At 75.0% G+C, this 24,704-nt stretch carries 16 protein-coding genes and 1 pseudogene; 5 read left to right on the plus strand and 12 right to left on the minus strand.

Annotation, left to right across the window (positions count from 1 at the left end; genetic code table 11):
* Window positions 1-53: 53 nt before the first annotated feature.
* The 6 genes from ACGH2B_RS02190 to ACGH2B_RS02215 all read right to left on the minus strand — a co-directional run bounded on the left by ACGH2B_RS02190 (window position 54) and on the right by ACGH2B_RS02215 (window position 7,973).
* Window positions 54-1,220, minus strand: a complete 1,167-nt coding sequence (locus ACGH2B_RS02190; RefSeq protein WP_399083172.1) for a D-alanyl-D-alanine carboxypeptidase family protein — start codon at window positions 1,218-1,220, stop codon at window positions 54-56.
* Window positions 1,221-1,418: 198 nt separating this feature from the next.
* On the minus strand, window positions 1,419-2,660 hold the full coding sequence (locus ACGH2B_RS02195; RefSeq protein WP_399083175.1) for a cytochrome P450: 1,242 nt from the start codon (window positions 2,658-2,660) through the stop codon (window positions 1,419-1,421).
* A gap of 382 nt (window positions 2,661-3,042) precedes the next feature.
* Window positions 3,043-4,977 carry an ATP-binding protein gene (locus tag ACGH2B_RS02200; protein ID WP_399083177.1) on the minus strand — a complete coding sequence of 645 codons (1,935 nt, stop codon included), beginning with the start codon at window positions 4,975-4,977 and terminating at the stop codon, window positions 3,043-3,045.
* A 480-nt stretch (window positions 4,978-5,457) separates the two neighbouring features.
* Window positions 5,458-6,687, minus strand: coding sequence for an MAB_1171c family putative transporter (locus tag ACGH2B_RS02205; RefSeq protein ID WP_399083180.1), 1,230 nt, complete (start codon window positions 6,685-6,687; stop codon window positions 5,458-5,460).
* Window positions 6,680-7,444, minus strand: a complete 765-nt coding sequence (locus ACGH2B_RS02210) for a hypothetical protein (protein ID WP_399083183.1) — start codon at window positions 7,442-7,444, stop codon at window positions 6,680-6,682. Before ACGH2B_RS02210 ends, ACGH2B_RS02205 begins: the two co-directional genes overlap by 8 nt.
* Window positions 7,434-7,973, minus strand: coding sequence for a helix-turn-helix domain-containing protein (locus tag ACGH2B_RS02215; RefSeq protein ID WP_399083187.1), 540 nt, complete (start codon window positions 7,971-7,973; stop codon window positions 7,434-7,436). Before ACGH2B_RS02215 ends, ACGH2B_RS02210 begins: the two co-directional genes overlap by 11 nt.
* A 1,124-nt stretch (window positions 7,974-9,097) precedes the next feature.
* On the opposite strand from ACGH2B_RS02215, the gene ACGH2B_RS02220 reads away from it, so the two are divergent.
* The 5 genes and pseudogenes from ACGH2B_RS02220 to ACGH2B_RS02240 all read left to right on the plus strand — a co-directional run bounded on the left by ACGH2B_RS02220 (window position 9,098) and on the right by ACGH2B_RS02240 (window position 13,148).
* On the plus strand, window positions 9,098-10,639 hold the full coding sequence (locus ACGH2B_RS02220) for an AMP-binding protein (RefSeq protein WP_399083190.1): 1,542 nt from the start codon (window positions 9,098-9,100) through the stop codon (window positions 10,637-10,639).
* A 65-nt stretch (window positions 10,640-10,704) separates the two neighbouring features.
* Window positions 10,705-11,496, plus strand: a complete 792-nt coding sequence (locus ACGH2B_RS02225) for a nitroreductase family protein (protein WP_399083193.1) — start codon at window positions 10,705-10,707, stop codon at window positions 11,494-11,496.
* A gap of 86 nt (window positions 11,497-11,582) precedes the next feature.
* A pseudogene (ribA, locus tag ACGH2B_RS02230) lies at window positions 11,583-12,239 on the plus strand (GTP cyclohydrolase II); the annotation flags it as partial.
* A 9-nt stretch (window positions 12,240-12,248) separates the two neighbouring features.
* Window positions 12,249-12,581, plus strand: coding sequence for a hypothetical protein (locus tag ACGH2B_RS02235; protein ID WP_399083196.1), 333 nt, complete (start codon window positions 12,249-12,251; stop codon window positions 12,579-12,581).
* Between the two features lie 147 nt (window positions 12,582-12,728).
* Window positions 12,729-13,148 (plus strand): PaaI family thioesterase, encoded by a 420-nt coding sequence (locus ACGH2B_RS02240; protein ID WP_399083199.1) that lies wholly within the window; start codon window positions 12,729-12,731, stop codon window positions 13,146-13,148.
* 66 nt (window positions 13,149-13,214) lie between these two features.
* Here ACGH2B_RS02240 and ACGH2B_RS02245 read toward each other — a convergent pair whose 3' ends face one another.
* Genes ACGH2B_RS02245 through ACGH2B_RS02270 form a run of 6 tightly spaced genes read right to left on the minus strand, consistent with a single transcriptional unit; the run spans window position 13,215 to window position 24,652 of the window.
* Window positions 13,215-14,006 carry a methyltransferase domain-containing protein gene (locus ACGH2B_RS02245; RefSeq protein ID WP_399083202.1) on the minus strand — a complete coding sequence of 264 codons (792 nt, stop codon included), beginning with the start codon at window positions 14,004-14,006 and terminating at the stop codon, window positions 13,215-13,217.
* Window positions 14,003-14,239 carry a ferredoxin gene (locus ACGH2B_RS02250; protein WP_399083204.1) on the minus strand — a complete coding sequence of 79 codons (237 nt, stop codon included), beginning with the start codon at window positions 14,237-14,239 and terminating at the stop codon, window positions 14,003-14,005. The genes ACGH2B_RS02245 and ACGH2B_RS02250 overlap by 4 nt, the downstream gene beginning before the upstream one ends.
* Window positions 14,236-15,465 (minus strand): cytochrome P450, encoded by a 1,230-nt coding sequence (locus ACGH2B_RS02255; RefSeq protein ID WP_399083207.1) that lies wholly within the window; start codon window positions 15,463-15,465, stop codon window positions 14,236-14,238. The genes ACGH2B_RS02250 and ACGH2B_RS02255 overlap by 4 nt, the downstream gene beginning before the upstream one ends.
* A gap of 40 nt (window positions 15,466-15,505) precedes the next feature.
* On the minus strand, window positions 15,506-17,092 hold the full coding sequence (locus ACGH2B_RS02260; RefSeq protein WP_399083210.1) for a fatty acid--CoA ligase: 1,587 nt from the start codon (window positions 17,090-17,092) through the stop codon (window positions 15,506-15,508).
* 14 nt (window positions 17,093-17,106) lie between these two features.
* Complete coding sequence (locus ACGH2B_RS02265; protein ID WP_399083213.1) at window positions 17,107-19,083, minus strand: beta-ketoacyl synthase N-terminal-like domain-containing protein; 1,977 nt, start codon at window positions 19,081-19,083, stop codon at window positions 17,107-17,109.
* A gap of 49 nt (window positions 19,084-19,132) precedes the next feature.
* Window positions 19,133-24,652 carry a type I polyketide synthase gene (locus ACGH2B_RS02270; RefSeq protein WP_399096627.1) on the minus strand — a complete coding sequence of 1,840 codons (5,520 nt, stop codon included), beginning with the start codon at window positions 24,650-24,652 and terminating at the stop codon, window positions 19,133-19,135.
* Between the last annotated feature and the right edge of the window lie 52 nt (window positions 24,653-24,704).

Raw genomic sequence — 24,704 nt, forward strand, 5'->3', positions numbered from 1 at the left:
CCGTGGACTCCGGCGGCGAACCCGCGCGCGGCGGGCCCGCCGCGTCGGGCCCGTCACCGCCCCCGCGGCCCGCCCGTTTCGTCCGTCCGGCGGCGGGTGTGCTGCCGACGGGCCAGTGCCGCGCCCATCGCGAGGATCGCGGCGCCGACCCCGCCGCCCCACAGCGCGAGCGCGTCCCGCCACGGCGAGTTGCCCTGCGCGTCGGTACGGGTGGTGTGACCGGCGGGCTCCACCGCGGGGCCCTGCGCCACCGCGCGGTTCATCGAACTGATCGGCTCCGCCGTGCCGACGCTCTCGAAGCCCCAGTCCAGCAGCGCGGCGGCCTCCTTGTAGACGCCGTTGGCCTCGCCGGACTGCGGATTCATGACCGTCACCAGCAGCGTGTGGCCACCCCGCCGGGCCGCGGCGATCAGCGTGTTCCCGGCATGCGTGGTGTAGCCGTTCTTCACCCCGATGATCCCCGGGTAGCGGGGCATCCCGTTCGCGCCGGACAGCAGCCGGTTGGTGTTCTCGATACGCGTGACGCCCTGGGACGTCGGGAAGTCGGCCCGCGCGGTGGAGCAGTAGCGCGCGAAGTCGGCGTTGGCGAGCCCCGCCCGGGCGAAGACCGTCAGGTCGTACGCGGACGACACCTGGCCCGGGGCGTCGTAACCGTCCGGGGACTTCACGGTCGTGTCCTCGGCGCCCAGCGCCCGGGCCTTCGCCTGCATCTCGCGGGCGGTGCTCTCCCAGCCGCCGTTCATCGAGGCCAGGACGTGTACGGCGTCGTTGCCCGACCGCAGGAACACCCCGCGCCACAGGTCGGCCACCGAGTAGCTGCCGCCCTCCTCGACGCCGACGAGGCTGCTGCCGGAGCCGACACCGTCGAGTTCGGCGGGCTCGACCCGGTGCACCGTGTCCGCCGCGAACTTCGGCAGCGCGGTGACCGCGAAGAGCGTCTTGAGGGTGCTGGCCGGGGGCAGCTTGCGGTGCAGGTCCTTCGCGGCCAGGACGCTGCCGGAGTCGGCGTCGGTGACCGCCCACGACAGGGCGGACAGGTTCTTCGGCAGCTCGGGCACTCCGGGTGCGTCGGCCACCTGCACCCCGGCGGCGACCGGGGCGGGGCGGCGGTGCGCGTCGGCCGCGAGGGCCGGGGCCGGTATACAGGCCGACGAGACGCCGGTGACGACGAGCACCGCCAGTGCACCGGCCTTCCGGGACAGGAACGCATCGAGTGACATGACGATCACGCTATGGAGGTGCCGCGCGCCTCGCAGGACGGCTGGGCCAGTCGGACGACAAGGACGGTCCGTGCCCGCGCGCCCCCCTACACAGAACGACCCGCCCGGTGCGACGGGGGATGCACACCGGGCGGGTCTCAACACCTTTCTACCGCATCGCTGAACACTTATGCCTCGGAAAGCGTGTTCGCCGTCGGCTCACCAGGTCACAGGCAGCGAGATCAGGCCACGCGCGCGCAGCGTCCGGCGGTGGGTCAGCCCCTCGCGCGGGACGTCCAGCCGGAGCCCGGGGAACCGTTCGAGGAGCGCGCCCAGCGCCACCGCCGTCTCCATCCGGGCCAGCGGCGCTCCCAGGCAGTAGTGGATGCCGTGACCGAGGGTGAGGTGGCCGGAGAGATCGCGGGCGATGTCCAGACGGTCCGGGGCGGGGAAACGGGCCTCGTCGCGGTTGGCGGAGGCGACGGAGAGCAGGACGCAGTCGCCCGCAGGGACGCGGACACCGCCGATGTCCAGGTCCTCGCGGGCGAAGCGCCGGATGGCGAGCGGGGCCGGCGGATCGAACCGCATGAACTCCTCGACCGCGTTCGGCAGTTCGGCCGGATTCCGGCGCAGTGCGCGTAGCTGTTCGGGGTGGTCGAGCAGGGCGAGTACGGCATTGCCGACGAGGTGGACGGTGTTCTCGTATCCGCCGAAGAGGATGAGGAAGGCGAGAGAGGTCAGTTCGTCCTCGGAGAGCCGGTCGTCACCGGGCGCGGCGCCGTCCGCCGCGGTGCCGTCCGGTGTGTCGCGCACGGCGATGAGTTCGGAAAGCAGGTCGTCGCCGGGGTGGGCGCGCTTGGTGGCGATGAGGCCGGTGAAGTAGGCGAGCAGCTGGCCGATGGACTGCTTCATCAGCTCCGGGCGGGACGGGTCGGGGGTGATCAGCCGGTCGGTCCAGGCGCGGAAGTCGTGCCGGTCGGCGGCGGGCACACCGAGCAGGTCGCAGATGACGATGATCGGCAGATGGCCCGCGTAGTCGGCGATGAGATCGGCCCGCCCGGCCGGTTCGACGGCGTCGAGGAGGCTGTCCGCGACGCGGCGTACGGCGGGGCGCAGCGCCTCGACGCGGCCCGGGGTGAAGGCGCGGACGACCAGGCGGCGTACCCGGGTGTGGTCCGGCGGGTCCATGTTGAGGAGGTTGGCGTCGAGCGCCGGGGGCAGTGCGAAGCCGCGGTAACCGCCGGGCGTGGCATGGCGTTTGTCGAGCGAGAGCCGCGGGTCGGCGAGCCCGGCGCGGACGTCGTCGTAGCGGGTGACGAGCCAGGCGGGCTGTCCGTCCGGTCCGGTGATGCGGTGGACGGGGCCGCTCGTGCGCAGCGCGGCGTACGCGGCGTGCGGATCGTCGAGGAGAGGCGTCACATCGAGGGGGGCTGCGGGGCCGGTCTCGGCGGTGTTCTGCATGGTGTCCGACTCTAGGCGGTGCCGGACCACCGTACGGGCCGGGGCCGGTGGCATGCGGGCAGGTGGGCGGCGCGGCACGGCGCGGAGACCGGCGCCCGTCTCTCGACGGGCAACTCACCCACGGGAAGCGGCGGATGATGCCCGCCGGACAGACAGGGCGGGCTCCGACGCCCCGTCGCACCGGCACCCCGTCGCACCGGCACCCCGTCGCACCGGCACCCCGGCACCCCGGCACCCCGGCACCCCGGCACCCCGGCACCCCGGCACCCCGGCACCCCGGCACCCCGGCACCCCGGCGGAAACGCGGAAGGCTCCGTCGGCGCTCCGTCATGTCCGGGCACGGCGGCGGGCCGTGGGGGCCGTCGCCGTGCCCGGGTGTCCGTCATTCCGCGGGGCAGACCTTCATCACCACCTGCACGGATTGGATGTTCTCCCGCAGCCCCTTCGAGCTGAGGAGGGCGGCCCGGACGTCGGGATGGACGTCGGGGCCAAGACCGTCGCCGTCGCGTTGCTGGGTGTCGGCCAGGCTCCGCAGTTCGTCCGCCCGGCCGCGGAGCGCCGAGGCGATCTTTGTGTCGGTGGCTTCGGTGGCCGCGGCGTCCAGCTCCGTCGCGCTCTCCCGGTAGCTGGTGGCGAGGTCGTCGGAGGTGCGGACGGATGAGGAGCTGTACTTCTCGGTGGCCGCGCGGGCCTCGTCGCACCCCGCGGGGGTGCTGTTGCTCGCGACCACGGCCACGCCGGTGGCGGCGACCGCGGCGACGCTCACCGCGGCCACCGTGGCGCCGGCCTTGGTGGTGAGAGTGGCGGTGAACTTGCCGATGAGACCGGCGAGTTTGCCGCCCTCGGCGACGACCTGGCCCGCGGCCGGGGCGAGGACCAGCAGCGCGGCGGCCGCGGCGGCCTTGTCGCCCTCCAGGAGGTTGCGGGTCAGCCCCTCCTCGCGGGTGTAGCGCTCGGCCTCCTGGCGCCGTCCGCCGCGGGTGGCGGCGGCCTTGCCCAGGGCATAGAGCTGGAGCGCGATCCGGCCGCGGCCCGCGGCGAGCGCGACGGGAACGGCGACGTTGACGAAGCGGAGGGCGAGCGCCCATTCCCCGGCGTCGCGCAGCCGCTGGGCGACGGCAAGGAGGAGGTGGGCGTCCGGGGGCGGCGGTGTGCCCTCGGCGGCGAACGCCGTCAGCAGCCCCTTTGCCGCGGCGACCGGGTCGGCGGGCGGCCACTCCTGGCGCCGGACGGCCTCGGCGGCGTCGCCGGTGAGGTGGTAGGTGTCGCCGTGGCGGACGACCAGCCGGCGAGCGTGCAGCTCCGCCGCGCAGTCGCCGTCCCCGGGACTGCCGGTGACCGGGGCGAACCACACGGCGGGCAGCGGGGTGCCGAAGGTCTCCAGGGCCGACAGGACCCGGCGCGCCGGTTCGCTCAGGGCGACCACGAGCGCCTCGGCCTGGTGCACCGGGGTGAGCTGCGCCGGATCGACGGGCGGCGGCCGGTCGTGGGAGTCCTCATCGACCCGGGCGCGCCAGTCGTCAAAACCCTTGATGAACGCCGCGTACTGGAAGAGGCGTTGAGGCAGGCGCCCGGTCACCCGGCAGACGTGGTCGAACTGGAGGTTCTGGAGTCCGACCGGGCCGAGCGGCAACCCCAGCTCGGCACTGAGCAGCTCCTTCGCGGCGTCCTCGGAGAGCGGCCGGACGTGATGGACGGCCGAGGAGTCCGGCAGGGTCGCGTACCGGGAGGTGATCAGGAAGGTGCAGCCGGGGAAGGTCTGCCGCAGCCGGGCCAGGTCGGCGCGGCCCAACGGGCAGTCGAGGAGCGTGATGTGGGCGTCGAGCTGGGCGACACCGGCGCGCAGCGCCGGCTCGTCGACCTCGCGCAGGAATTTCTTGCCGAAGAACGCGCTGGTCAACTGCTGGTACACGGAGTCCAGCGTGGTGTCGGCGCCGGTGCGTGGCCACAGGACGTGGCCACGCGTGCCGCGTGCGGCGAGGGCGGTGTGCACCGCCTCGGCGACGGCCTTCTTGCCGACGCCCGGGTCGCCGTGGAGCTGGACGGCTCCCTTGTCCGCGAGGTCGGCGAGGACCTGCGCCACCAGCGCGTCCCGGCCGAAGATCCGCGAGGTCGGTTCGGTGGTCAGCGGCGGGACGGGCAGGAGCTCCCCCAGGCCGGTGGTGACGGCGTAATCGCCCTCCTGGAAGACGATGTTGTTGCCGTCACCGACGACGACCAGGCCCTTGTTCTCCTCGATCACGACCGCCGGCGGCGGAGTGCCCGGCGGGTGGGGCGGCAGGGGCGGGGTGGCGGGCCGCTCCGGGGGCCGGGGCATCACGGCCGCCCGGAGCACGGTGCGGCGATGGCTTCCCCTGGCGGGAAGGGGCTTTCCGGGCAGGACGGCATCTGGACCCCCGTGGTCGCATGGTCGACGGGCCGCCGCGGCGGTGCGCATACGCGCGGAACCGGTGGGCGGAGCGGTGCGCCGGGGCACCGCCGGGATCAGTACAGCCCGGCCCCGCGTGGGCGGCAAGGCTTTTGCCGGGGCTGACATCCGAAAGGGTGTACGCACCCAAGGGAGCGCCGAGAAGGGGGAGTTGGGGAAGATCAAGAGGCGGGCGGCGGTCCGCTTTCCGCAGCCGCGAGGGGGCACGGAACACCGCCGCGCGGCGGGCTGCGGCGGAGCCTCGGTGTTTCCCGCAGCCGCGGGCGGCGCCTTCCGTCCCCGAGGGACGGAGCCAGGCGCCGCCCGTGGCGGCGGTGGTGCGGGCGGCCCGGACCCCCGTACCGGGCCACCCCGTCGGTGTGCCGCCGGTCAGCGGCGGGCCTCCGTGCCGCGTTGGCGCAGCTCGGTGAGGACGGTGTCGATCAGCGGTGAGTGGTAGACGTCGGCGACGAGGGCGAGATGTTCGTACTCGGCGGCGAGCAGACCGTCCGCGCCGGAGTCGCTGACGACGACGGTGTCGGCGCTGTGAAGCGGCACATGGCCCACCGCGCGGTTCTCCAGGCCGCGGCGGAGCGCGGCGGCCTCGGCGACCGCCGCGCGCTGGCGCTCGTCCGGCACCACGGCGCGGGCGCGTTCCCCGGCGATGTCGAGGGTGTCGGACTCGACGTGGCGGCGCAGGGAGCGCTGGACGTCGCGGATCTCGGCCATCCGGCGGTTGGCCCGCCACTCCAGGTCGGCGAAGGGCCAGCGTCCGGGCCAGGATTCCTGTTCCATCGTGACCTCCGGGCTCTGCTCGGTGACCTGCCGCCACAGCGGGGTGAGGCGGCGCAGACGGCGCCAGGCCGTCACCCGGGGCCCGGCGGCGGGGAGGGCGAAACCGGCGAGGACGAGGAGCGCCGCGACCGAGGCGCTGAGCGGGGCGACGCCGTTGGAGAGCCAGGGGGCGGGGCGGCCGGCCCAGGAGAGGGCGAAGCCGAGGAGTTTCGCGGCGCAGTAGACCAGGCCGAGGCGGCATCCGGCGGACATCACCCGCAGGCCCCGGGTGAGCCAGGACGTGCCGAGGGTGGCGGCGTAGCGCAGGCAGAGGCTTCCCAGGGCGGCCAGGCTGGCGCCGAAGATGGCCAGGTAGAGACCGAGGAAGACCATCACCCCGGGGGCGTCGGTGTAGGCGGTGCTGAAGTCACGGGGGTGCTCGACGGCATCGGGGCGGCCGACGGCGAAGCCGGTGACGGCCACCGCCCAGAGCACCGCGACGGCGGCGACGGTGGCGCGGGCCCGGGTGCGGGCGCGGCGGCGGGCGGCCTCGCCCTCGCCCGCCGCCCAGCGGGCGAGCATCACCTGCGCGCCGACGGCGAAGACCATGACGGCGGAGTAGAGGAAGACCATCGCGAGGTTGGCGACGCCCAGCAGGCGGTCGAAACCGCGGTAGAGGCTGGGCGCGGAGAAGACGAAGACGGTGGCGACGCCGCCGGTCATCACGCAGGCCAGGCCCAGGTCGGCGTTGGCGCGGTCGCGGAGCCAGGCGGTGGTCTTGTAGCCGACGATCGTCCAGGCGACGGCGGCGAAGCAGAGGTAGACGACGTCGAAGAGGTCAGGCACGCGGGTCACCGCCGTCGTCGCGGGCGGGTCCGTCCGGTCCGGGGTCGGCGCCTCCGGTGGCCGGGCCCGTGCCCGCGCCGTCCGTGGTCCGCCCGGAGCCGTCCCCGGCGGCGCCGTCCGGGGCGTGCGGCGCGTCCGCGCGGCGGAGGTGCTGGAGGGCGGGGCCGAGGGCGGCGGCGAGTTCGGCGGCGCGGCCGTGCGGCGGGGGCGCGGGCTCCTGCGCGGGCGGGGCGAGGCGTTCCATCAGGAGGGTGCCCAGGACCTCGGTCTCGCGTTCGGCGGGGTTGTCGTAGCCGTGGTGGCGGGCGAGACCGGGGGCCAGGCCCATCCGGCGCAGGGCCGTCGCCGCGTCGACGGAGGGGGTCCACACCCGCAGGGCGTCCTCGGTGAGGGACGGGTCCCGGTCGTGGCCGAGCAGGAGGTGGCCGAGTTCGTGCAGCACGATGTGGGCCTGGTGCCAGGGGGAGGTGCGGCTCTCGTAGAAGACCCAGTAGGCGTCGTCGGTGACGGCGGTCATGCCGGACGCGGCGCCGTCGAGGCTCATCGGCACCAGGTGGACGGGGGCTCCCACGCGCGCGCCCACGAGGTCGCACAGGCCCCGCAGATCGACCGTCGCGGGCAGCGCCAGCTCCTTGACGAGCCGCTTGCACCGCCTGCGTATCCGCCCCACTCGCATGGTCATCCCGTCGTCGTGCGCCCGCCGCCAGACGGCGAAGAGCCGGTCCGGTCGGTCGGTCCGCGGCAGATCAACTGTCATCGCCGCCGCCTCTGCCCGGCAGGTCCATCTGTCGGCGGAACTGGTCGATGATGGTGGTCAGGCTCTCCTGGACGTCCGGCGGCAGGCCCACCGAGCGCAGGGCGATGGCGCGGACCCGCTGATCGCGCATGGCGGCGAGGAAGCGGACCTCCTCCTCCACCCGTTCGGCCTGCGGCTGCGAGAGGTCGCCCAGGAGGTAGCCGGCGGGGACGCCGAAGAACTTCGCGAGCGCGCGCAGCACTTCGGGCGAGGGGTTGGTCCGCCGGCCGTTGCGCAGCATGGAGAGGTACTGCTCGGTCAGGCGCACCCCGCCGTACTGTGCCGCGTCGCCGCTGATCTCCTCGGCGACATGGGCGTTGGTGTACGGCGCGCCGGGCGGGTGCATGTGCGTGAAGAGGCGGCCCAGCCGGTCGGCGAGGGTGCCGGTGTCCTGCCGTGCCGCGTCGTGTCCCGCGCCGCCCGGCGTGTCCTTCCGCTCCACGTTCTCCGCGTTCCCGCTTCCCGTGTTCTCCGTGTGGTCCGCAGCCATGCCGCCGCCCTTCCCCCGTGTCCGTTCCGTGGCGGGGGCGGCGCGTGCCGTCGCCCGGCCCGCGCGCGGCCCTTCTCCACGGGCCCAACGGCGAGTTAAGTCCGCCGCCGGAACTCCCGGGCACATACTGTCACGGCCCGATCACCCGAGGCCAGTGGGTGGGGGCACGGAAGGCGGAAATACCGGTGTCTCGTGGGGGATTGATCTGTGCCGCCGCCGGTCGGTAGGGTCCCCTCACGCCGTCGCTCCTCTCCTTAACGGGGAGTTGAGCCGCCGCTCCACCCAGGGCGGGGAGCCGGGCTCCGCCGTAGCGTGCGAGGTGTCAAGGGCCCCGGAGATCCCCCCGTCCGGGGGTACCCAGTAGGGGGTGCCCGCGCCGCGGCGGGGCGGGTTTCATGACGGGCAGTCGCCGCGGCAGATCTGCCGTCCGGCGTCGGCCGGCGCCCCTTCGTGAGTCCTGTCCGGCCCTCCCCGCTTCCCCCCGCCTGACGGAGAGGACCTGCCCGTGTTGTCCCCTGCCTTCGTACGCCCCGCCCGGCCCGCGCCCGCCGCCCGTGTCTCCGTCCCGGCCCGCGCCGCACGCCGCAGCGGAGGTGCCGCGTGCCCGGCATGACGCTGAACGTGTACCGGATCGATCCCGAGACGTCCGCCAGGACCGAAGTCCGTTACGTGGACGTGCCGTTGGGCACGAACCCGCCGCATCCCGCGGTCAGCGCCGCGTTCCCGCCGTGCCGGTGCGCACGCTGCCCCCGGGAGCCCCGGCCCGCGGCGGCGCCGCGCGGCGCGTCCCGCCGCTGACCCCCATGACAGCCCCGCGGCAACCCTCACGGCCGCGTCCCGGGACGTTCCTCCCCCGCCCGGGCCGCGCCGCTGCCGCGGGGCCTCCCCGTCGGCCGCCCCGGAAGGCGGCCGGCCAGGAGGGGGCGGGCCCGGGAGTTACCCCGCTCCGCCCTGCGGGCCCGCCCCCTCCGCCTCTCCCCCGGCTCCCACAGCACCGGACGGTCCGCCGTCCGGTGCTTCCTGCTGTTCGGCGCGGTGCGCGGTTTCCCCCATCAGCCGTCCGTTAACAGCGAGTTGATGGTTCGTTACGCCGGAACTGATCTACGCCCCGGACTCTGGTCCGCGTGCAACCACTACGGCAGAGCGGCCCAGGACCGGACACCGTCCACGGTGTCCTGCGGCGACATGCCCGGACCCGTCCGGACCGTCCCTTCCTCTCCTTCCTGGACGAGTCCGGTGCGGTCACGACGATCAGCTACGGGGAGATGGACCGCCGCGCCGAGCGGATGGCCGATCTCCTGGCCGACCGGGGCATCGGGCCCGGCGACCGCTTCCACGTCCATCTGACCAACCGTCCCGAGTTCTTCGACGCGTGGTTCGGCGCGGCGAAGGCGGGCGCCGTGATGGTCCCCACCAACCCCCTCTCGACCGCCGAGGAACTGGCCCACGTCCTCGCGCACGCCGAGTGCCGGCTGAGCCTGACCCAGCCGGAGCTGCTCACCACCGCGCAGGTCGCCGCGATCGACTCGCCCCGCTGCGAGCAGTTGCTGGTGGTGGGCACCCCGTCGCTGGAGCGGGCGCTCGCCACCGTCCCGGCGCGACCGGCGCGCCCCGAGGCCGGGCCGGCCACGCCGCTCGGGGTGCTGTACACCTCAGGCACCGCCGGCCGCCCCAAGGGCGTCGTCGTCCCGCACGCGGCGTATCTGCACTCCGGCGAGGTCGTGGCCCGGCAGCTACGGCTGCGGCGGGAGGACCGGCAGTTGATCGTGCTGCCGCTGTTCCACGGCAACGCGCAGTTCTACTCCGCGATGTCCGCGCTGGTCTCCGGCGCGTCGGTCGCCCTGGCCCCGCGGTTCAGCGCCTCGCGCTGGTCCGAGCAGGCGGCGCGGCTGGGCGCGACGGTGGCGAGCCTGTTCGCCGCGCCGGTCCGGATGATCCTGGCGCAGCGCCCGTCACCGCACGACGCCGCGCACCGGCTGCGGGCGGTGCTCTTCGCGCAGAACCTCACCGACGCCCAGTTGGCGGATTTCGAGGCCAGGTTCCGGGTGCCGCTGCTCCAGTTGTACGGGATGACCGAGACCGTCGCCCCGCCGCTGATGAACCCGCTGCACGGGCGGCGCCGCAACCAGAGCATGGGCCGCCCGGTTGCGGGGGCGCGGCTGCGGGTCGTCGACGAGCGGCTGCGTGACGTCCCCCGCGGGCGGACCGGTGAGCTGCTGGTGGGCGGCGTGCCGGGGCGCACGCTGATGGCCGGTTACCTGCGGGACCCGGAGGCGACCGCCGCGGCGCTGGGCGGCGGCTGGCTGCGCACCGGGGACCAGGTCCGGGTGGACGCCGACGGGTTCGTCCACTTCGTGGACCGCGGCAGGGACGTCATCAAGCGGGCGGGCGAGAACGTGTCGTCGAGCGAGATCGAGCGGGTCGTCAACGCGCACCCGGCGGTCTTCGATTCGGCGGCCGTCGGGGTCCCGGACCCGATCCGGGACGAGTCGGTGAAGGTCTTCGTCGTACCGAACGGTCAACACTCCCTTGTGGAAAGGGAGTTGATCGAGTGGTGTGCGGCGCGGCTGGCGCCGTTCAAGGTTCCGGGGTGTGTGGAGGTCGTCGAAGGACTGCCGCGCACCCCGGTAGGCAAGATCCGCAAAGCTCTGCTTCGCGGTCGCTGAGCCCGGTGCGGGCGGTGACGACGCCCGCACCGGTGGATATCCATCCATCAACATGAGGAGTATCCATGGAATTCAAGCGCGCCGTCGGTACGCGCCGCACCACCCGCTACTACCAGGCATGGCGCCCGGTGGAGAAGGCGAAGATCCAGAAGATCCTGCACGCCGCGCGGCTCCAGTCGCACCACGGCAACGCGCAGGAGGTCCGTAAGGCCGTCGTCATCACCAAGGGCGAGACCCCGGACGCGGTACGCGACGGTCTGATCGACGCGGTCTACAACCAGCCGCAGGCCCACCAGGCGCCGGTCGCCATCGTGTGGTGCATCGACATGGCCGGCTGGGAGCCGCTGCGTCCCGCGCTGCTGAAGCTGATGGAGTCGGGCTCCCTCACCTCCAGCTACGGCTGGTCCGAGGAGTTCGTCGACAGCGTCGTGATGAAGACGCCGGACTTCAACGTGCTCGCCGGTGACGTCGAGTTCGCGAAGTGGCTCAGCGCCTTCGAGTGCGGTCTCGGTGTCGGTTCGGCGCTGCTCGCCGCGACGGACGAGGGCCTGGGCACCGGCCTGGTCACCGGCCGCCGGGAGCAGATCCGTGAGCTGCTGAAGATGCCCGAGAGCGTCATTCCGACGCAGATCCAGCTCATCGGCTACTCCGCCGAGGGCACCGAGGCGGGTGGCCAGCGGCCGCGTCCCGACTTCGAGGACCTGTACTTCGACGGCACCTGGGGCGCCAGCTACGGCAACGACGAGGCGGTCGTCGCCGAGCTGGCCGACGCCGGGATGATCCAGGCACCCGCGCCGCTGCCGCACCGCAAGGCGGAGCTGCGTGCCCTGGCGGGGATGTTCGGTCTCCCCGAGTGAGATCCGAGCTGATGTCGGAGGCTGCGGTGGCGCCCGGTTCCCGGGTGCCGCCGCGGCCTTCGGCCCACCCCGACGACCGCGCGGAGGTCCGCCGCCTGGCCCAGGCGCGTATCCCGACCGCCCACGGCGAGTTGCGCTGCGTGGCGTACGCGGCGGCGGACGGTACGGAGCATCTGGCGTTCGTGGCGGGCGAGGTGTCCGGGGCGGCCGACGCGCTGGTACGGCTGCACAGCGAGTGCGCCACCGGGGATCTCATGGGGTCGCTGCGGTGCGACTGCGGTGCGCAGCTCGACGAGGCGCTGCGGCGGGTCGCGACGGAGGGCACCGGCGCCGTGGTCTACCTCCGCGGCCACGAGGGCCGCGGTATCGGCATCGCCGCCAAACTGCGCGCCTATCAGCTCCAGGACACCGGTCTGGACACGGTGGACGCCAATGTCGCCCTGGGGCTGCCGGTCGACGGCCGGGACTACGGCGCGGGCGCGGCGATCCTGCACGACCTGGGGATCACCGGCGTACGGCTGCTGACCAACAACCCCGACAAGGTCGCGGCGCTCGCCCGGCACGGGGTGCGGGTGGCCGGCCGGGTGCCGCTGCTCGCCCCGGCTCAGGGCGAGAGCCTGCGCTATCTGCGCACGAAGCGGTCCCGGATGGGGCACCTCCTCGACGGGCTCGAATCCCCCGCCGGGCCCGACACCTTTGACCAGCCACGAACCACTGACGACGGCGCCGGCGGCGCCTGCTGAGGAAAGACCATGACCGACACCGACTTTCACGATCTGATCACCGTCCGGCGGTATGCGGCGCAGCTCTCCGATCTCGACGCGAAGGAGCGCGCGGAGCGGCTCGGCACCGTCGCGGAGTTCGCCGAGTTCGTCGGCCGCACGCCGGACGAGATGATCGCGGAGATCTTCAACGAGAAGACCCGCAAGTACCGCAAGCGCGGCTTCTACAGCGACCGGGTCAAGGAGTTCTCCGCGGCGCTCGACGGTCCGCGCAACCGCCAGTTGTTCCGCGGCAACGTCATCCGGTCGTTCTTCATCGCCAACGGCCGCCGGATCCCCCCGGAGCAGCCGGACTGGATCTGAGCGCCGGTGCGGGCCCGTGACCGGCCCGCACCGCCCGGCCGCCGGGCCCCGCGCACGGGGCGGCGGCCGGGCGGACGTGTGTGATCCGCCGACCCCCGTGCAGCGGCGCCCGCCCGCGGTGCCGGCCCACCCGAAGGGAGCAGTCCCTTGCTGCCCATCCCAAGGCATCCACTCGACGACCTGCTCGGCATCCGCTACGAGGAGGTGTCCGCGGGGCGGGTGCTCGCCTCGCTGGCGCTGTCCCCGCGCATACACGGCGCGACGGGGACGGTGCACGGCGGTGTGCTGGCGGCGCTCGCGGAGAGCGCGGCGGTGGCGGGCGGTTCCCTCAGCACCGGGGAGGGCGAGACGGCGGTCTGCGCGGACACCCAGATGCACCATGTGCGCCCGGCGGTCAGCGGCACCCTGCACCTCTGCGCGGTCCCCGTCCACCGCGGTTTCTCCCAGCAACTCTGGTCGGCGGAGGTCTTCGACGACCGCAACCGGCTGGTGAGCTGCGCCACGGTGCAACTGCTGCACGTGGCGCGGGAGCGGTCGGGGGCGGGGGCGGGCCGGCCTGCCGGCTGACGGGACGTCACCAGCGGAACGGCCGGCCCCCGGATCTCCTCCGGGGGCCGGCCGCGTCGTGCCGGGTCAGGCGCCGGCGGTGTCCGGCCGGCGTCCCCAGGCGCTGACCATCAGCGGGCCGAAGCCGAGGGTGTCGCCGTCGCGCCAGAGGCGGTGGAAGGCGTCGAGGTCGTCCTCGTCGACGAGACCGGCGGCCAGCAGCCGGGGGGCGAGCTGGTCGACCAGCAGCTCCCAGGCCGGCTGTCCGGCCACCGGGTCGGCGGGCAGCGGCAGCGACACGGCGCGCACCGAGACGTCCCGCAGCCCGGCGGCGCGCAGCAGCCGCGGCACCTTGCGGCCGAAGCACTGGTCGTAGGGGCCGGCCGCGAGGGCGGTGAGCAGGGCGGTGACCACGCGCTCGTGGGCGGGTGAGGGCGGGTCGACGGCGCGCACCGTGGACCAGTCGAGGTCCTCCAGGAGCACCCAGCCGCCGGGCCGGGCCGCCCGCGCCATGGACCGCACCACCGGCTCCGGGGATGCGAGGTGTTCCAGCACCAGCCGGGAGTGGACGAGGTCGAAGCGGCCCTCGGGCAGCGGTTCGGCCGTGATGTCCATGCGGCGTACGCTCAGCGGCCCCCCGGCGAGCGGTTCCAGGAAGCGGGTGTCGGCGTCGACGGCCAGCACCTCACCGTCCGGGCCGACGCGTTCGGCGAACATCCGGGCCACCCCGCCGGTCCCGGCGCCGGCGTCCAGGCAGCGCCACCCCGGGGCGAGGCCGAGGCGGTCGCAGAGTTCGGCGGTGCCGGGGTCGTAGAGCGCGGAGATGTTCTCCAGCCGGGCGCGTTCCGCGTGCCACGCCGGGTCGAGCACATAGGTCATGCGGGGTCCTGTCGTTCGAAGGTGAGGGCCAGCCAGGGACAGATCGCCTCGGCGCGGGCCAGGTCGCCGGGGTCGGCCGCGTCCAGGTCGGCGTCCGGCCGCAGCCAGGCCCGGCGGTCCGCGACGCGGAAGATGCCGGGGACGGTCTCCGCGCAGTGGCCGGTGCCGCTGCACAGGGCGTGGTCCACGCTCACCCTGCGGGTCGCGGTGGCCAGTTCGACGGGGCCGCTCACGCGTGGTCCGTGCGGGGCAGGACCGGGCCGTCGTGGACCATCTCCAGGGAGGTCCAGGAGCGGAACATCGGCCCGGGCACCTGCTCCGGGGTGAAACCGGGGCGCAGCCGCAGACCGGGCAGGCGGCGGTAGAGCGTCGACAGGGCGACCTCGGCCTGGAGACGGCCGAGGTTCATGCCGATGCAGTGGTGGACGCCGTAGCCGAACGCCATGGAGGCGGGGAGGTCCTTCCAGTCCCGGTCGAGGACGAGTTCGTCGGGCCGGTCGAAGACCGCCGGGTCGTGGCTGGCCGCGCCCAGCGAGAAGTAGATCCGCTCGCCGGGCCGGGAGACGTGCCCGCCGGGGATCTCGGCCTCCTTGAGGGTGCGGCGGTACAGGCCGAGGATCGGCCCGTCGTAGCGCAGGCCCTCCTCGACGAGGGCGTCGGTCAGCCCGTCGATGTCACCGAGGTACTTCGTCTTCTGGTCGGGGTGCTGCTCCAGGGCGCAGGCGATGTTGCCGATGGCGACGCCGGTGGAGGCGTTGCCGGCGATCAGGCCGAGGATGATCAGGCCGATCTCCCGCTCGTCGAAGCGGTCGCCGTCCTCCTCGGCGAAGCAGAGCGCGGTGGTGAGGTCGTCGGCGCCGGGCCCGGCGTCCCGCCGGGCGCGCACCGTCTCCCGGAGGTAGTTGCTCCACGCCTCCATCTCGGGTGAGGCGAGGCCCTCGTTGTTGGCCAGGCCGGTGGATTCCGGCAGCAGCGCGGTGCGCAGGACGTACTCACGGTCCGCGTCGGGAATGCCGAGGAGTTCGGCGATGTGGATCTCGCTCACCGGGGCGGCGAAGTCGGCGAGGAGGTCGAAGGAGCCGCCTCGTTCGGCGAGGTTGTCGATGAGGTCGTTGACGGTCTTCTCGGTGAACGGCCGCATGCGGTTGATGCGGGACGCGGACAGGGCCCGGACGACCAGGCGGCGCTGGCGGGTGTGGCGCGGCGGGTCGGCGAGCGCGAAGACCTGCATCTCCTCGGGCACCGGCTCCTCCAGCGGCCAGGCGGCGCTGTAGGTGCAGGAGAACGCCTCGTGGTTACGGCCCACCTCCTTCACCGCCTCGTACGAGGTGACCTGCACGGAGTCGAGTTCCGGGGAGTGGACGACGGGGCAGCGGGCGCGGTCGGCGGCCAGTTGCTCCCAGGGGTGGGCGGCCTTGCCGTCGTACGGCTTGAAGGCGGGGACGGGCTGCTCGGACATACCGGCTCTTTTCTTCCGGGGGAGGATCGGGCGGAGAGGGTCAGTTGACCGCGCGGTCGCGGTCGGCCCAGAACTGCTCGCGCAGGGTGCGGCGGAGGATCTTGCCGCTGGGGTTGCGGGGGATCGCGTCGATGACGGTGTAGCGGCTGGGGATCTTGAAGTCGGCGAGCCGGCCGCGCAGGAAGGTACGGAGTTCGTACGGGGCGGCGGACGCGCCGGGGCGCAGGGCGAGGAAGGCGTGGACGGCCTCGCCCCAGCGGTCGTCGGGGACGCCGATGACGGCGGCGTCCAGGACGGCGGGGTGGGCGCCGAGGGCGTTCTCCACCTCGGCGGGGAAGATGTTCTCCCCGGCGCGGACGATCATCTCCTTGATGCGGTCCTGGATGAAGAGGTAGCCGTCCGCGTCGAGGTAGCCGGCGTCGCCGGTGTGGATCCAGCCGTCGCGCAGGGTGGCGGTGGTCGCGTCGGGCAGCCGCCAGTACTCCAGCATCCGGGCGGGCGTCCTGATACAGACCTCGCCGACCTCACCGGGCGGCAGGGTCCGGCCCTCGGGGTCGATGATCCGCAGCTCGATGCCGGGGTAGGCGCGTCCGGCGGCACGCAGGCGGGGGCTGCCGGGGACGTGGTCGGCGGGCGGCAGGCAGACGGCGGTGTTGCCGGTCTCGGTGAGGCCGTAGATCTGCGCGAGGTCGCACCGCAGAACGGTGATGCACTGCTGGAGGAGGGATTCGGAGATCGGGGAGCCGCCGTAGACGACCTTTCGCAGCGTCGCGAAGTCGGCGTCCGCGGCGTCGGGTTCGGACAGCAGCATCAGCAGCATGGCGGGGACCAGGAAGGCGGTGGTGACGCCGGATTCCCGGATGAGGTTCAGCACGTCGCTGCCGCCGAAGGAGCGCAGGGCGACGTTGGTGACGCCGGCGTTGAAGCCCTGGGTGGCGTACCACAGGCCGCCGATGTGGGAGCCGGAGATGCCGATGAGGCTGATGTCGTCGGGGCGGAAGTCGATCCAGTCGAGCCCGGCGCCGTCGAGCAGCCCGCGGACGGCGAAGAAGCTGCGGTGGGCGAGGACGACGCCCTTGGGCAGGCCGGTGGTGCCGCTGGTGTACATCTGGGCGACGGCGTCGTCGGTGGCGGACGGGGCGGGCTCCGGGGCGCCCCGCCCGGCGTCCTTCCAGTCCCTGAAGGCGCGGGCCGACGCGTCGATGCCGTCGAGAAATACCAGCTCCCGCAGGTCGGGCAGGTCGGGGCGGATCTTGTGGGCGGTGGGCAGGAACTCGGCCTCGATGAAGAGGAGTTCGGCGCGGGAGTCGCGCAGGATGTACTCGACCTCGGTGGGCGCGAGGCGCCAGTTGACGGGGACGAGGACCGCGCCGGCCGCCGCGCAGGCGTACAGCAGCTCGTAGAAGCGCGCCGACTCCTTGCCGAGATAGCCGACGCGGGAGCCCTTGGTGAGACCGGAGGCGGAGAGGGCGAGGGCGCCGCGGGCGCTCTCGGCGTACAGCCGTCCGTACGTGACCTCGACGCCGGCGCAGCGGAGCGCGGGGTGTTCGGGCCGGTGGGTGGCGTGGTGGGCGAGCCGGGCGTCGAGGGTGCGCTGCGACGGCGGGGGCACGGTGGGTGCGGTCATGGCGGATCAGCCCTTCAGATACGTGCGGCGCGCAGCCAGTGGCGGCGGCGCCGGAAGGCGTAGGTGGGCAGCTCGGTCAGGCGGGCCCCGGTACCGGCGAATACGGCGTCCCAGTCGGGCCGTTCGCCGCGGCAGTGGGCCTCGGCGAGGGCGGTGTCCGGACCGGGGGCCGGGGCCGTGCCGGGGGTGGTGCGGTGGCCGGGGCGGAGCAGGCCGGGGGCGTCGGTGCCGTCGGCGAGGGCGGTCAGGGCGCGCAGTCTGGCCGCCCGGTCGCCACCCAGGACAGCGGCGCGGCACGGCTGTCCGGCGTGGGCGGCGGCGAGGGTCCGGGCCACGTCGAGCACGGTGGCCGCGGGGTGTGCGGTGAGATGCGCGGCGAGGCGGGCGGCCTGGGCCCGCAGCCCCGCTTCGTCGGCGGCGGAGAGCGGCCAGGGCGGGACGGGGGCAGGGTCCGCAGCCGCGGGGGCCGGGGGTTTCCCGGTGCGGGCTCCGGCGGCCGGGGCGTGGCCGGGCGCAGGCTCCCCGGGCGTGGCCTCGTCCGGGGCCGGGCCCGCGGGGGCCGGGCTCTCCCCGGCGGGGGCTTCGGCCACGGTCCGGCCGCCCGCGTCCTCGACGGTCACGGTCTCCCCGGGCCCGTCGGCGGGTGCCTCCTCCAGGATCACGTGGACGTTGGTGCCGCTGATACCGAACGAGGAGACGGCGGCGCGGCGGGGGCGGCCGGGGGTGGCCGGCCAGGGCACGGCGCGGGTCAGCAGACGGACGGTGCCGGCGGACCAGTCGAGGTGCGGTGACGGGTCGTCGGCGTGCAAGGTGCGGGGCAGTTGTCCGTTCCGCAGGGCGAGGACCATCTTGATCAGGCCGCCGATGCCGCCGGCGGCCTGGGTGTGGCCGATGTTGGATTTCAGCGAGCCCAGCCACAGGGGGCGTTCCGCCTCGCGCTCGGCGCCGTAGGTGTCGAACAGGGCCTGGGCCTCGATGGGGTCGCCCAGCGGGGTACCGGTGCCGTGCGCCTCCACCGCGTCGACGGAGTGCGCGGGCACACGGGCGGCGGCCAGCGCCTGCCGGATCATCCGCCGGTGGGCCCGGCCGTTGGGCGCCGTCAGCCCGTGCGAGGCGCCGTCCTGGACGACGGCGGAGCCGCGGATCACGGCGAGGACGGTGCGGCCGTGGCGCCGGGCGTCCGACAGGCGCTCCAGTGCCACCAGAGCGGCGCCCTCGGCGACGCCCCAGCCGTCCGCCCGCGCGGCGAAGGACTTGCAGCGGCCGTCCGGTGCCAGCAGTCCCTGGGCGCCGAACGCGGTGAGCGCGGTGGGTGTCGCCATCACCGACGCGCCGCCGACCAGTGCGAGGTCGGTCTCCCCGGCGCGCAGGGCGTGGAGCGCGGTGTGCAGGGCGACCAGCGCGGAGGAGCAGGCGGTGTCGACGGTGACGGCGGGGCCCTGGAGGCCGAGGGTGTAGGCGATGCGGCCGGAGGCGACGCTCGGGGCGCTGCCGACCAGGAGGGCGCCGACGGTGCCGTCCGGCGCGTCGCGGACCCGTCCGCCGTAGTCGTTGTAGATCACCCCGGCGTAGACCCCGGTGCGGCTGCCGCGCAGGGCGGTGGGGTCGATGCCTGCGCGCTGCAGCGCCTCCCAGGCGGTCTCCAGCAGCAGGCGCTGCTGGGGGTCGCAGAGGTCGGCCTCCTCGTCGGTCATCCGGAACGGCGCGGGGTCGAAGTCGGCCGCGCCGTGCAGGAATCCGCCGCGCGTGGCGCCTGCCGTCGCGTCCCAGTCGCGGTCGTCGGGGAGGCCGGAGGTGGCGTCGCGGCCCTCGTCCAGCAGGTGCCACAGGTCGTCGGGGGTCTCGACGCCGCCGGGGTAGCGGCAGGCCATCCCGACGACGGCGACCGGCTCGTGCCACCGCTCCTCGGCCTCGGCCAGCTCCCGCCGGGTGCGGCGCAGTTCCAGCGTGACGCGTTTGAGGTACTCCCGCAGTTGGCGTTCGTCTGCCATGGATGCCTCCTTGGGCGGGTCGGAGCGGGTACGGACGGGGCACGGGCCGTCAGCGGGTGCCGAGTTCCTCGTCGATGAGGCCGAAGAGCTGTTCGTCGGTGGCGGTGTCCAGCCCGGCGTCCGGGTCGGTGGCGGTGCCGCGTACCCCGGCGAGCAGCGCCGCCAACCGGGCCCCGGCGTCCGCCCGTTCGTCCGGGGTGGCGCTCTCCAGTGCGGTGGCGAGCCGGTCGAGGGCGCCGGTCAGCGCGCCGGGGGGCTCCCCGGTGGCGGGGGGCGGCGGCGTGGCGGCCCCGTCGGGGGTCAGCCGGGTGCCGAGGTCCGTGGCGAGCGCGGCGGGGGTGGGGTGGTCGAAGACGAGGGTGGCGGGCAGGCGCAGGCCGGTCGCCTCGTCGAGGGCGTTGCGCAGCGCCATCGCGGTGAGCGAGTCGAACCCGAGGTCGGTCAGGTGGTGTTCGGCGGGGACGGTCCGCGCCGCCTGTCCGGCTGGGTGGCCCAGGACGGCGGCGACGCGTTCCTGGACGAGGGTGAGCAGCGCGGCGGCGCGTCCGTCGGCGTCGAGTGCGGCCAGCCGGGCGCGGAGCGCGTCGGGGCCGGTGCCGGGCGGGGCGGGGCGGTGTGCGGCGGGTAGCAGGGTGGTCAGGAGCGGCGGCGGGCCGCCGGGCCGCTTCCGCAGGGCGGCGAGGTCGAACCGTACGGCCGCCAGGACGGGTTCGGCGGTGGCCAGCGCGGTGTCGAGGAGGGCCAGGCCCTGGTCGGTGGGGAGCGGGCGGATGCCGGTGCGGCGCAGTTGGGCGGCGAGGCCGTCGCGGTCCAGCTCTTCCTCGCGGGTGGCGGTGCGTTCCCAGTAGCCCCAGGCGAGGGCGGTGGCGGGGAGTCCGGCGGCGTGCCGGTGGCGGGCGAGGGCCTCCAGCAGGGTGTTGGCGGCGGCGTAGTTGGCCTGCCCGGGGGCGCCGAGCATCCCGGCGGTGGAGGAGAAGAGCAGGAAGCGGCGGAGCGGCAGGTGTGCGGTGAGGTCGTGGAGGTGGAGCGCGGCGTCGGCCTTCGGCCGCAGCACGCGGGCGAGCCGGCCGGCGTCGAGGGCGGTGAGCACGCCGTCGTCGAGGGTGACGGCGGCGTGCACGACGGCGGTCAGCGGCCGGTCCCGGGGTACCGCGTCGAGGAGGGCGGCGAGCGCTTCCCGGTCCCCGGCGTCGCAGGCGGCGAGGGTGACCGTGGCGGCGCCGAGACCGCGCAGGTCGCGGGCGAGGGCGGCGGCGCCGGGCGCGTCGGGCCCCCGGCGGCCGGTGAGAAGGAGGTGGCGGGCGCCGTGCGCGGTGACGAGGTGGCGGGCGACGAGGGTGCCGAGGACGCCGGTGCCGCCGGTGATCAGGACGGTGCCGTCCGGGTCGAGGGGCGCGTCGTCCGCCGGGGCCGGTGTCCCGGCGCGTTCCAGGCGGGGGGCGAGGACGGTGCCGTGGCGCAGCGCGAGTTCGGGTTCGCCGGTGGCGACGGCCGTGGGCAGGGCGCGCGGTGACGCGGGGTCGGTGTCGGTGTCGAGCAGGACGAGGCGGCCGGGGTGTTCCTGCTGCGCGGAGCGGACCAGGCCCCACAGGGCGGCGTGGGCGAGGTCGGGGACGCCGTCGCCGGCGGAGGCTGCCACGGCGCCGCGGGTGACGAGCACCAGCCGGCCGGCCGGGCGGGGGTCGGCCAGCCAGGTCTGGAGCAGGGTCAGCGCTTCGGTGGTGGCGGTGCGGGTCCGGTCGGCGAGGTTCCCGGCGGGCGCGGCGCTCTCCGGTCCGGGCAGCGGCACCACGAGGACGTCGGGCGGCGCCTGGCCCGCCGCCGTCGCGGCCCGCAGGTCGGCCATCCGGTCGTAGCGGCGGGCGCCGGGGACGGGCAGGCCGGGGCCGAGGACGGCCCAGGTGCCGGTGGCCGGGCCCGTGGCGGGCCGGGGCTGCCAGACGGTGCGGAACAGCGCGTCGCGGTGGGCGCCGCCGGACGCGGCGACGGCCTCCGGGTCGACGGGGCGCAGGGTGAGGGCGTCGGCGGTGAACACCGGTCGGCCGGTGGGATCGGTGGCGGTCACCGCGACGGTGCCGGTGCCCTCGGGGGTGAGGGTGACCCGTAGCGCGGTGGCGCCCGGGGTGTGGAGGCGGGCGCCGCGCCAGACGAACGGCAGACGCAGCCCGGGACCGGTCAGCCCGAGCGGGTGGAGCGCCGCGTCGAGGAGGGCGGGGTGCAGGGCGAACCGTGCGTCGCCGGCGTCCTCGGGCAGGGCGAGTTCGGCGTGGAGGGTGTCGCCGTGGCGCCAGGCGGCGCGCAGTCCGCGGAAGGCGGGGCCGTAGTCGGCGCCGATGGCCTCGAGGCGGGTGTACAGCTCCTCGGGCGGGACGGGTACGGCGCCGGGCGGCGGCCAGGCGGCGGGGGCGGGTTCCGGGGCGGGGTGTCCGGCGGTGAGGGTGCCCTTGGCATGCCGGGTCCAGGGGGTGTCCGGGTCGTCGCCGGTGGCGGCGTGGACGGTGACGGCACGGTCGCCGTTCCCGTCGGGCGCGTCGACGGCGATCTGGAGGCGGACGGACTCCTCGTCGGGGAGGAACAGTGGTGTTTCCAGGATGAGTTCGGCGAGCTGCGGGCAGCCGGTCTCCTGACCGGCGCGGAGCAGCAGGTCGACGAAGGCGGTGCCCGGCAGCAGCACCCTGCCGCCCACGGCGTGATCGGCGAGCCAGGGCTGCGCCGCCGGGGAGATCCGGCCGGTGAGGACCGTGCCGCCGGTGCCGGGGAGGTGGACGGCGGCGCCCAGCAGCGGGTGGTCCACCGCGCCGACGCCGAGGCGGGCGGGGTCCCCGGCGGTGGCGGCGGGCGGCACCGGCCAGAACCGTTCGTGCCGGAAGGCGTAGGTCGGCAGTGCGGTGCGGACCATGGCCGCCTGCCGGGGGTCGGCGCCGAGGACGGCGGGCCAGTCCAGGTCGACGCCGCGGACGTACGCCTGCGCCAGCGACCGGGCGAGACGGTCCGCGCCGCCGTCGTCACGGTGCAGCGACTCCAGCGCCACACAGCGGCGCCCGGCGTCCTCGGCGATCTGCTCGACCGCCACCGTCAGGACGGGCCGCGGGCCGACCTCGATGAAGGTACGGATCCCGCCGTCCAGGAGGTGGGTGACGGCGCCCTGGAAGTCGACGGTCTCGCGGAGGTTGCGGTACCAGTACGCGGCGTCCAGCGTCGCCGGGTCCTCCTCCCGGCCGGTGACCGTGGAGCAGAACGCGGTGCCGTTGCCGGGCAGCGGCGTCACGTCCGCGAGGGCCGTGCGCAGCCGGTCCTCCACCTCCGCCATGTCTGCGGAGTGTCCGGCGCGTTCCGCGGGGACGCGCCGGGCGCGGACGCCGTCGGCGGCGAGGGCGGCGAGGAGCGCCTCGACGGCGGCGGGCTCGCCGGAGACCGTGGTGGCGGACGGGGAGTTGACGGCGGCGACGGTGATCCGGCCGCCCTGGGCGGCGATCCGTTCCTCGACGGCGGCGCGGCCGAGCAGCACGGAGGCCATCGCGCCGGGTGTGGTGAGGGCGTTGAGGCAGTCGGCGCGGAGCACGACGATCTTCGCCGCGTCGTCGAGGGTGAGGGCCCCGGCGACGTACGCGGCGGCGATCTCGCCCTGCGAGTGCCCGACGACCGCCGCCGGCAGTACTCCGCAGCGTCGCCACAGTGCGGCGAGCCCCGTCATGACGGTGAAGAGCGCGGGCTGTACGGCGGCCAGGTCCTCGTAGGCGGCCGGATCGTCGGCCGCGCCGCGCAGGAACGCCGTCAGCGGCGCGTCCAGGTAGGGGGCGAAGGCGGTTTCGCAGCGGGCCACCCATGCGGCGAACTCCGGTGAGGAATCGAGGAGTTCGCGGCCCATGCCGATCCATTGGGAGCCCTGGCCGGGGAAGACCAGCGCGATGCCCTCGCCGGTGTGCTCCGCGGCGGTGCCGGTGACGGTGGCGGGGTCCTCGACCCCGGCGGCGAGCGCGTCGAACGCCGCGGCGGCCGCGGTCCGGTCGGCGGCCCGCACCACGGCGCGGTGCTCGAAGCCGGTACGCCCGGCGAGCGCGCCGGCCACCGCCGCGTCGGGCAGCTCCGCCGCCCGGCCGGTGCGCAGGAACTCCGCGACCCGTCCCGCCTGGGCGCGCAGCGCGGCGTCGCCGCGTCCGGAGACCGGCCACAGCAGCGGGGTCACGGCGGGGGCCGTCGCCGCGGTGTCCGGGGCGGGCTCCGCGGGCGGTGCCTGCTCGATGATCACGTGGGCGTTGGTGCCGCTGACGCCGAAGGAGGAGATGCCCGCCCGGCGGGGGCGGCCGGTGGCCGGCCAGGGCACGGCCTCCCGTACGACCTCGACGGCGCCCGCCGCCCAGTCGACGTGCGAGGACACCTCGTCGACGTGCAACGACGCCGGGACGACACCGTGTTCCATCGCCAGCACCGCCTTGATCACCCCGGCGACACCGGCGGCGGCCTGGGTGTGCCCGATGTTGGACTTCACCGAACCCAGCAGCAGCGGAGCCACGTCCGGCGTGCGCTGCCCGTACGTCGCGAGCAGCGCCTGTGCCTCGATCGGATCGCCCAGCGCGGTCCCCGTACCGTGCGCCTCGACCACGTCCACATCGGCCGCCGACAGCCCCGCCGACGCCAGCGCCTGACGGATCACCCGCTGCTGCGCCGGGCCGCTCGGCGCCGTCAGACCGTTCGACGCACCGTCCTGATTCACCGCCGAACCCCGCACCACACCCAGAATCCGGCGCCCGGCCCGCACCGCGTCCGACAACCGCTCCAGGACGAGGACGCCGACGCCCTCGCTGAGGGAGGTGCCGTCGGCGGCGTCCGCGAAGGGCTTGCAGTGGCCTTGGGGGGAGAGCGCGCGCTGGCGGCTGAACTCGATGAAGACGGTGGGGGTGGGCATCACGGTGACGCCGCCGGCCAGCGCCAGCGCGCACTCGCCGCGGCGCAGCGCCTGCGCCGCCAGATGCAGCGTCACCAGCGACGACGAGCACGCCGTGTCGAGGGCGAGGGTCGGGCCCTCCAGACCGAGGACGTAGGCGATGCGGCCGGCCGCGACGCTGGAGGTGGTGCCGAGGTCGAAGTACCCCTCGACCTGGTCGAACACCGGCTGGAGAAGGAGGGAGTAGTTGGACGGGAAGGCGCCGGTGAACACGCCGGTGCGGCTGCCCTTGACGGTGACCGGGTCGAGCCCGGCACGCTCCAGCGCCTCCCACGAGGTCTCCAGCAGCAGCCGCTGGATCGGGTCCATCGCCAGCGCCTCGCGGGGCGAGATACCGAAGAACGCGGCGTCGAACCCGGTGGTGGCGTCGAGGAAACCGCCCTCCCGCACGTAGCTGGTGCCGGGGTGGTCGGGGTCCGGGTCGTACAGCCCGTCCAGGTCCCAGCCCCGGTCGCCGGGGAACGGGCCCTGGGTGCGGCCTTCTGCGGTGACCACGTCCCACAGGTCTTCGGGCGAGTCGATGCCGCCGGGGTAGTGGCAGGCCATGCCGACGACGGCGATCGGCTCGTCGGCGGCGTCGCGCAGCCGCCGGTTCTCCTGGCGGAGCTGCCGCGCCTCGGTCAAGGACGCCCGCAGCGCCTCGACGACCTTGGCGTCGGGTGCCTGCGGCGTACCG

Origin of the sequence: Streptomyces sp. BBFR2, from assembly GCF_044497305.1 — a bacterium.
Classification (GTDB): Bacteria; Actinomycetota; Actinomycetes; order Streptomycetales; family Streptomycetaceae; genus Streptomyces.

Excerpts from the sequence above, each read along its gene's own strand:
- ACGH2B_RS02200 (WP_399083177.1), bottom strand. The coding sequence starts at position 4,977 with ATGCCCCGGCCCCCGGAGCGGCCCGCCACCCCGCCCCTGCCGCCCCAC.
- ACGH2B_RS02260 (WP_399083210.1), bottom strand. The coding sequence starts at position 17,092 with ATGACCGCACCCACCGTGCCCCCGCCGTCGCAGCGCACCCTCGACGCC.
- ACGH2B_RS02255 (WP_399083207.1), bottom strand. The coding sequence starts at position 15,465 with ATGTCCGAGCAGCCCGTCCCCGCCTTCAAGCCGTACGACGGCAAGGCC.
- ACGH2B_RS02210 (WP_399083183.1), bottom strand. The coding sequence starts at position 7,444 with ATGACAGTTGATCTGCCGCGGACCGACCGACCGGACCGGCTCTTCGCC.
- ACGH2B_RS02225 (WP_399083193.1), top strand. The coding sequence starts at position 10,705 with ATGGAATTCAAGCGCGCCGTCGGTACGCGCCGCACCACCCGCTACTAC.
- ACGH2B_RS02245 (WP_399083202.1), bottom strand. The coding sequence starts at position 14,006 with ATGACCTATGTGCTCGACCCGGCGTGGCACGCGGAACGCGCCCGGCTG.
- ACGH2B_RS02215 (WP_399083187.1), bottom strand. The coding sequence starts at position 7,973 with ATGGCTGCGGACCACACGGAGAACACGGGAAGCGGGAACGCGGAGAAC.
- ACGH2B_RS02195 (WP_399083175.1), bottom strand. The coding sequence starts at position 2,660 with ATGCAGAACACCGCCGAGACCGGCCCCGCAGCCCCCCTCGATGTGACG.
- ACGH2B_RS02265 (WP_399083213.1), bottom strand. The coding sequence starts at position 19,083 with ATGGCAGACGAACGCCAACTGCGGGAGTACCTCAAACGCGTCACGCTG.
- ACGH2B_RS02190 (WP_399083172.1), bottom strand. The coding sequence starts at position 1,220 with ATGTCACTCGATGCGTTCCTGTCCCGGAAGGCCGGTGCACTGGCGGTG.
- ACGH2B_RS02235 (WP_399083196.1), top strand. The coding sequence starts at position 12,249 with ATGACCGACACCGACTTTCACGATCTGATCACCGTCCGGCGGTATGCG.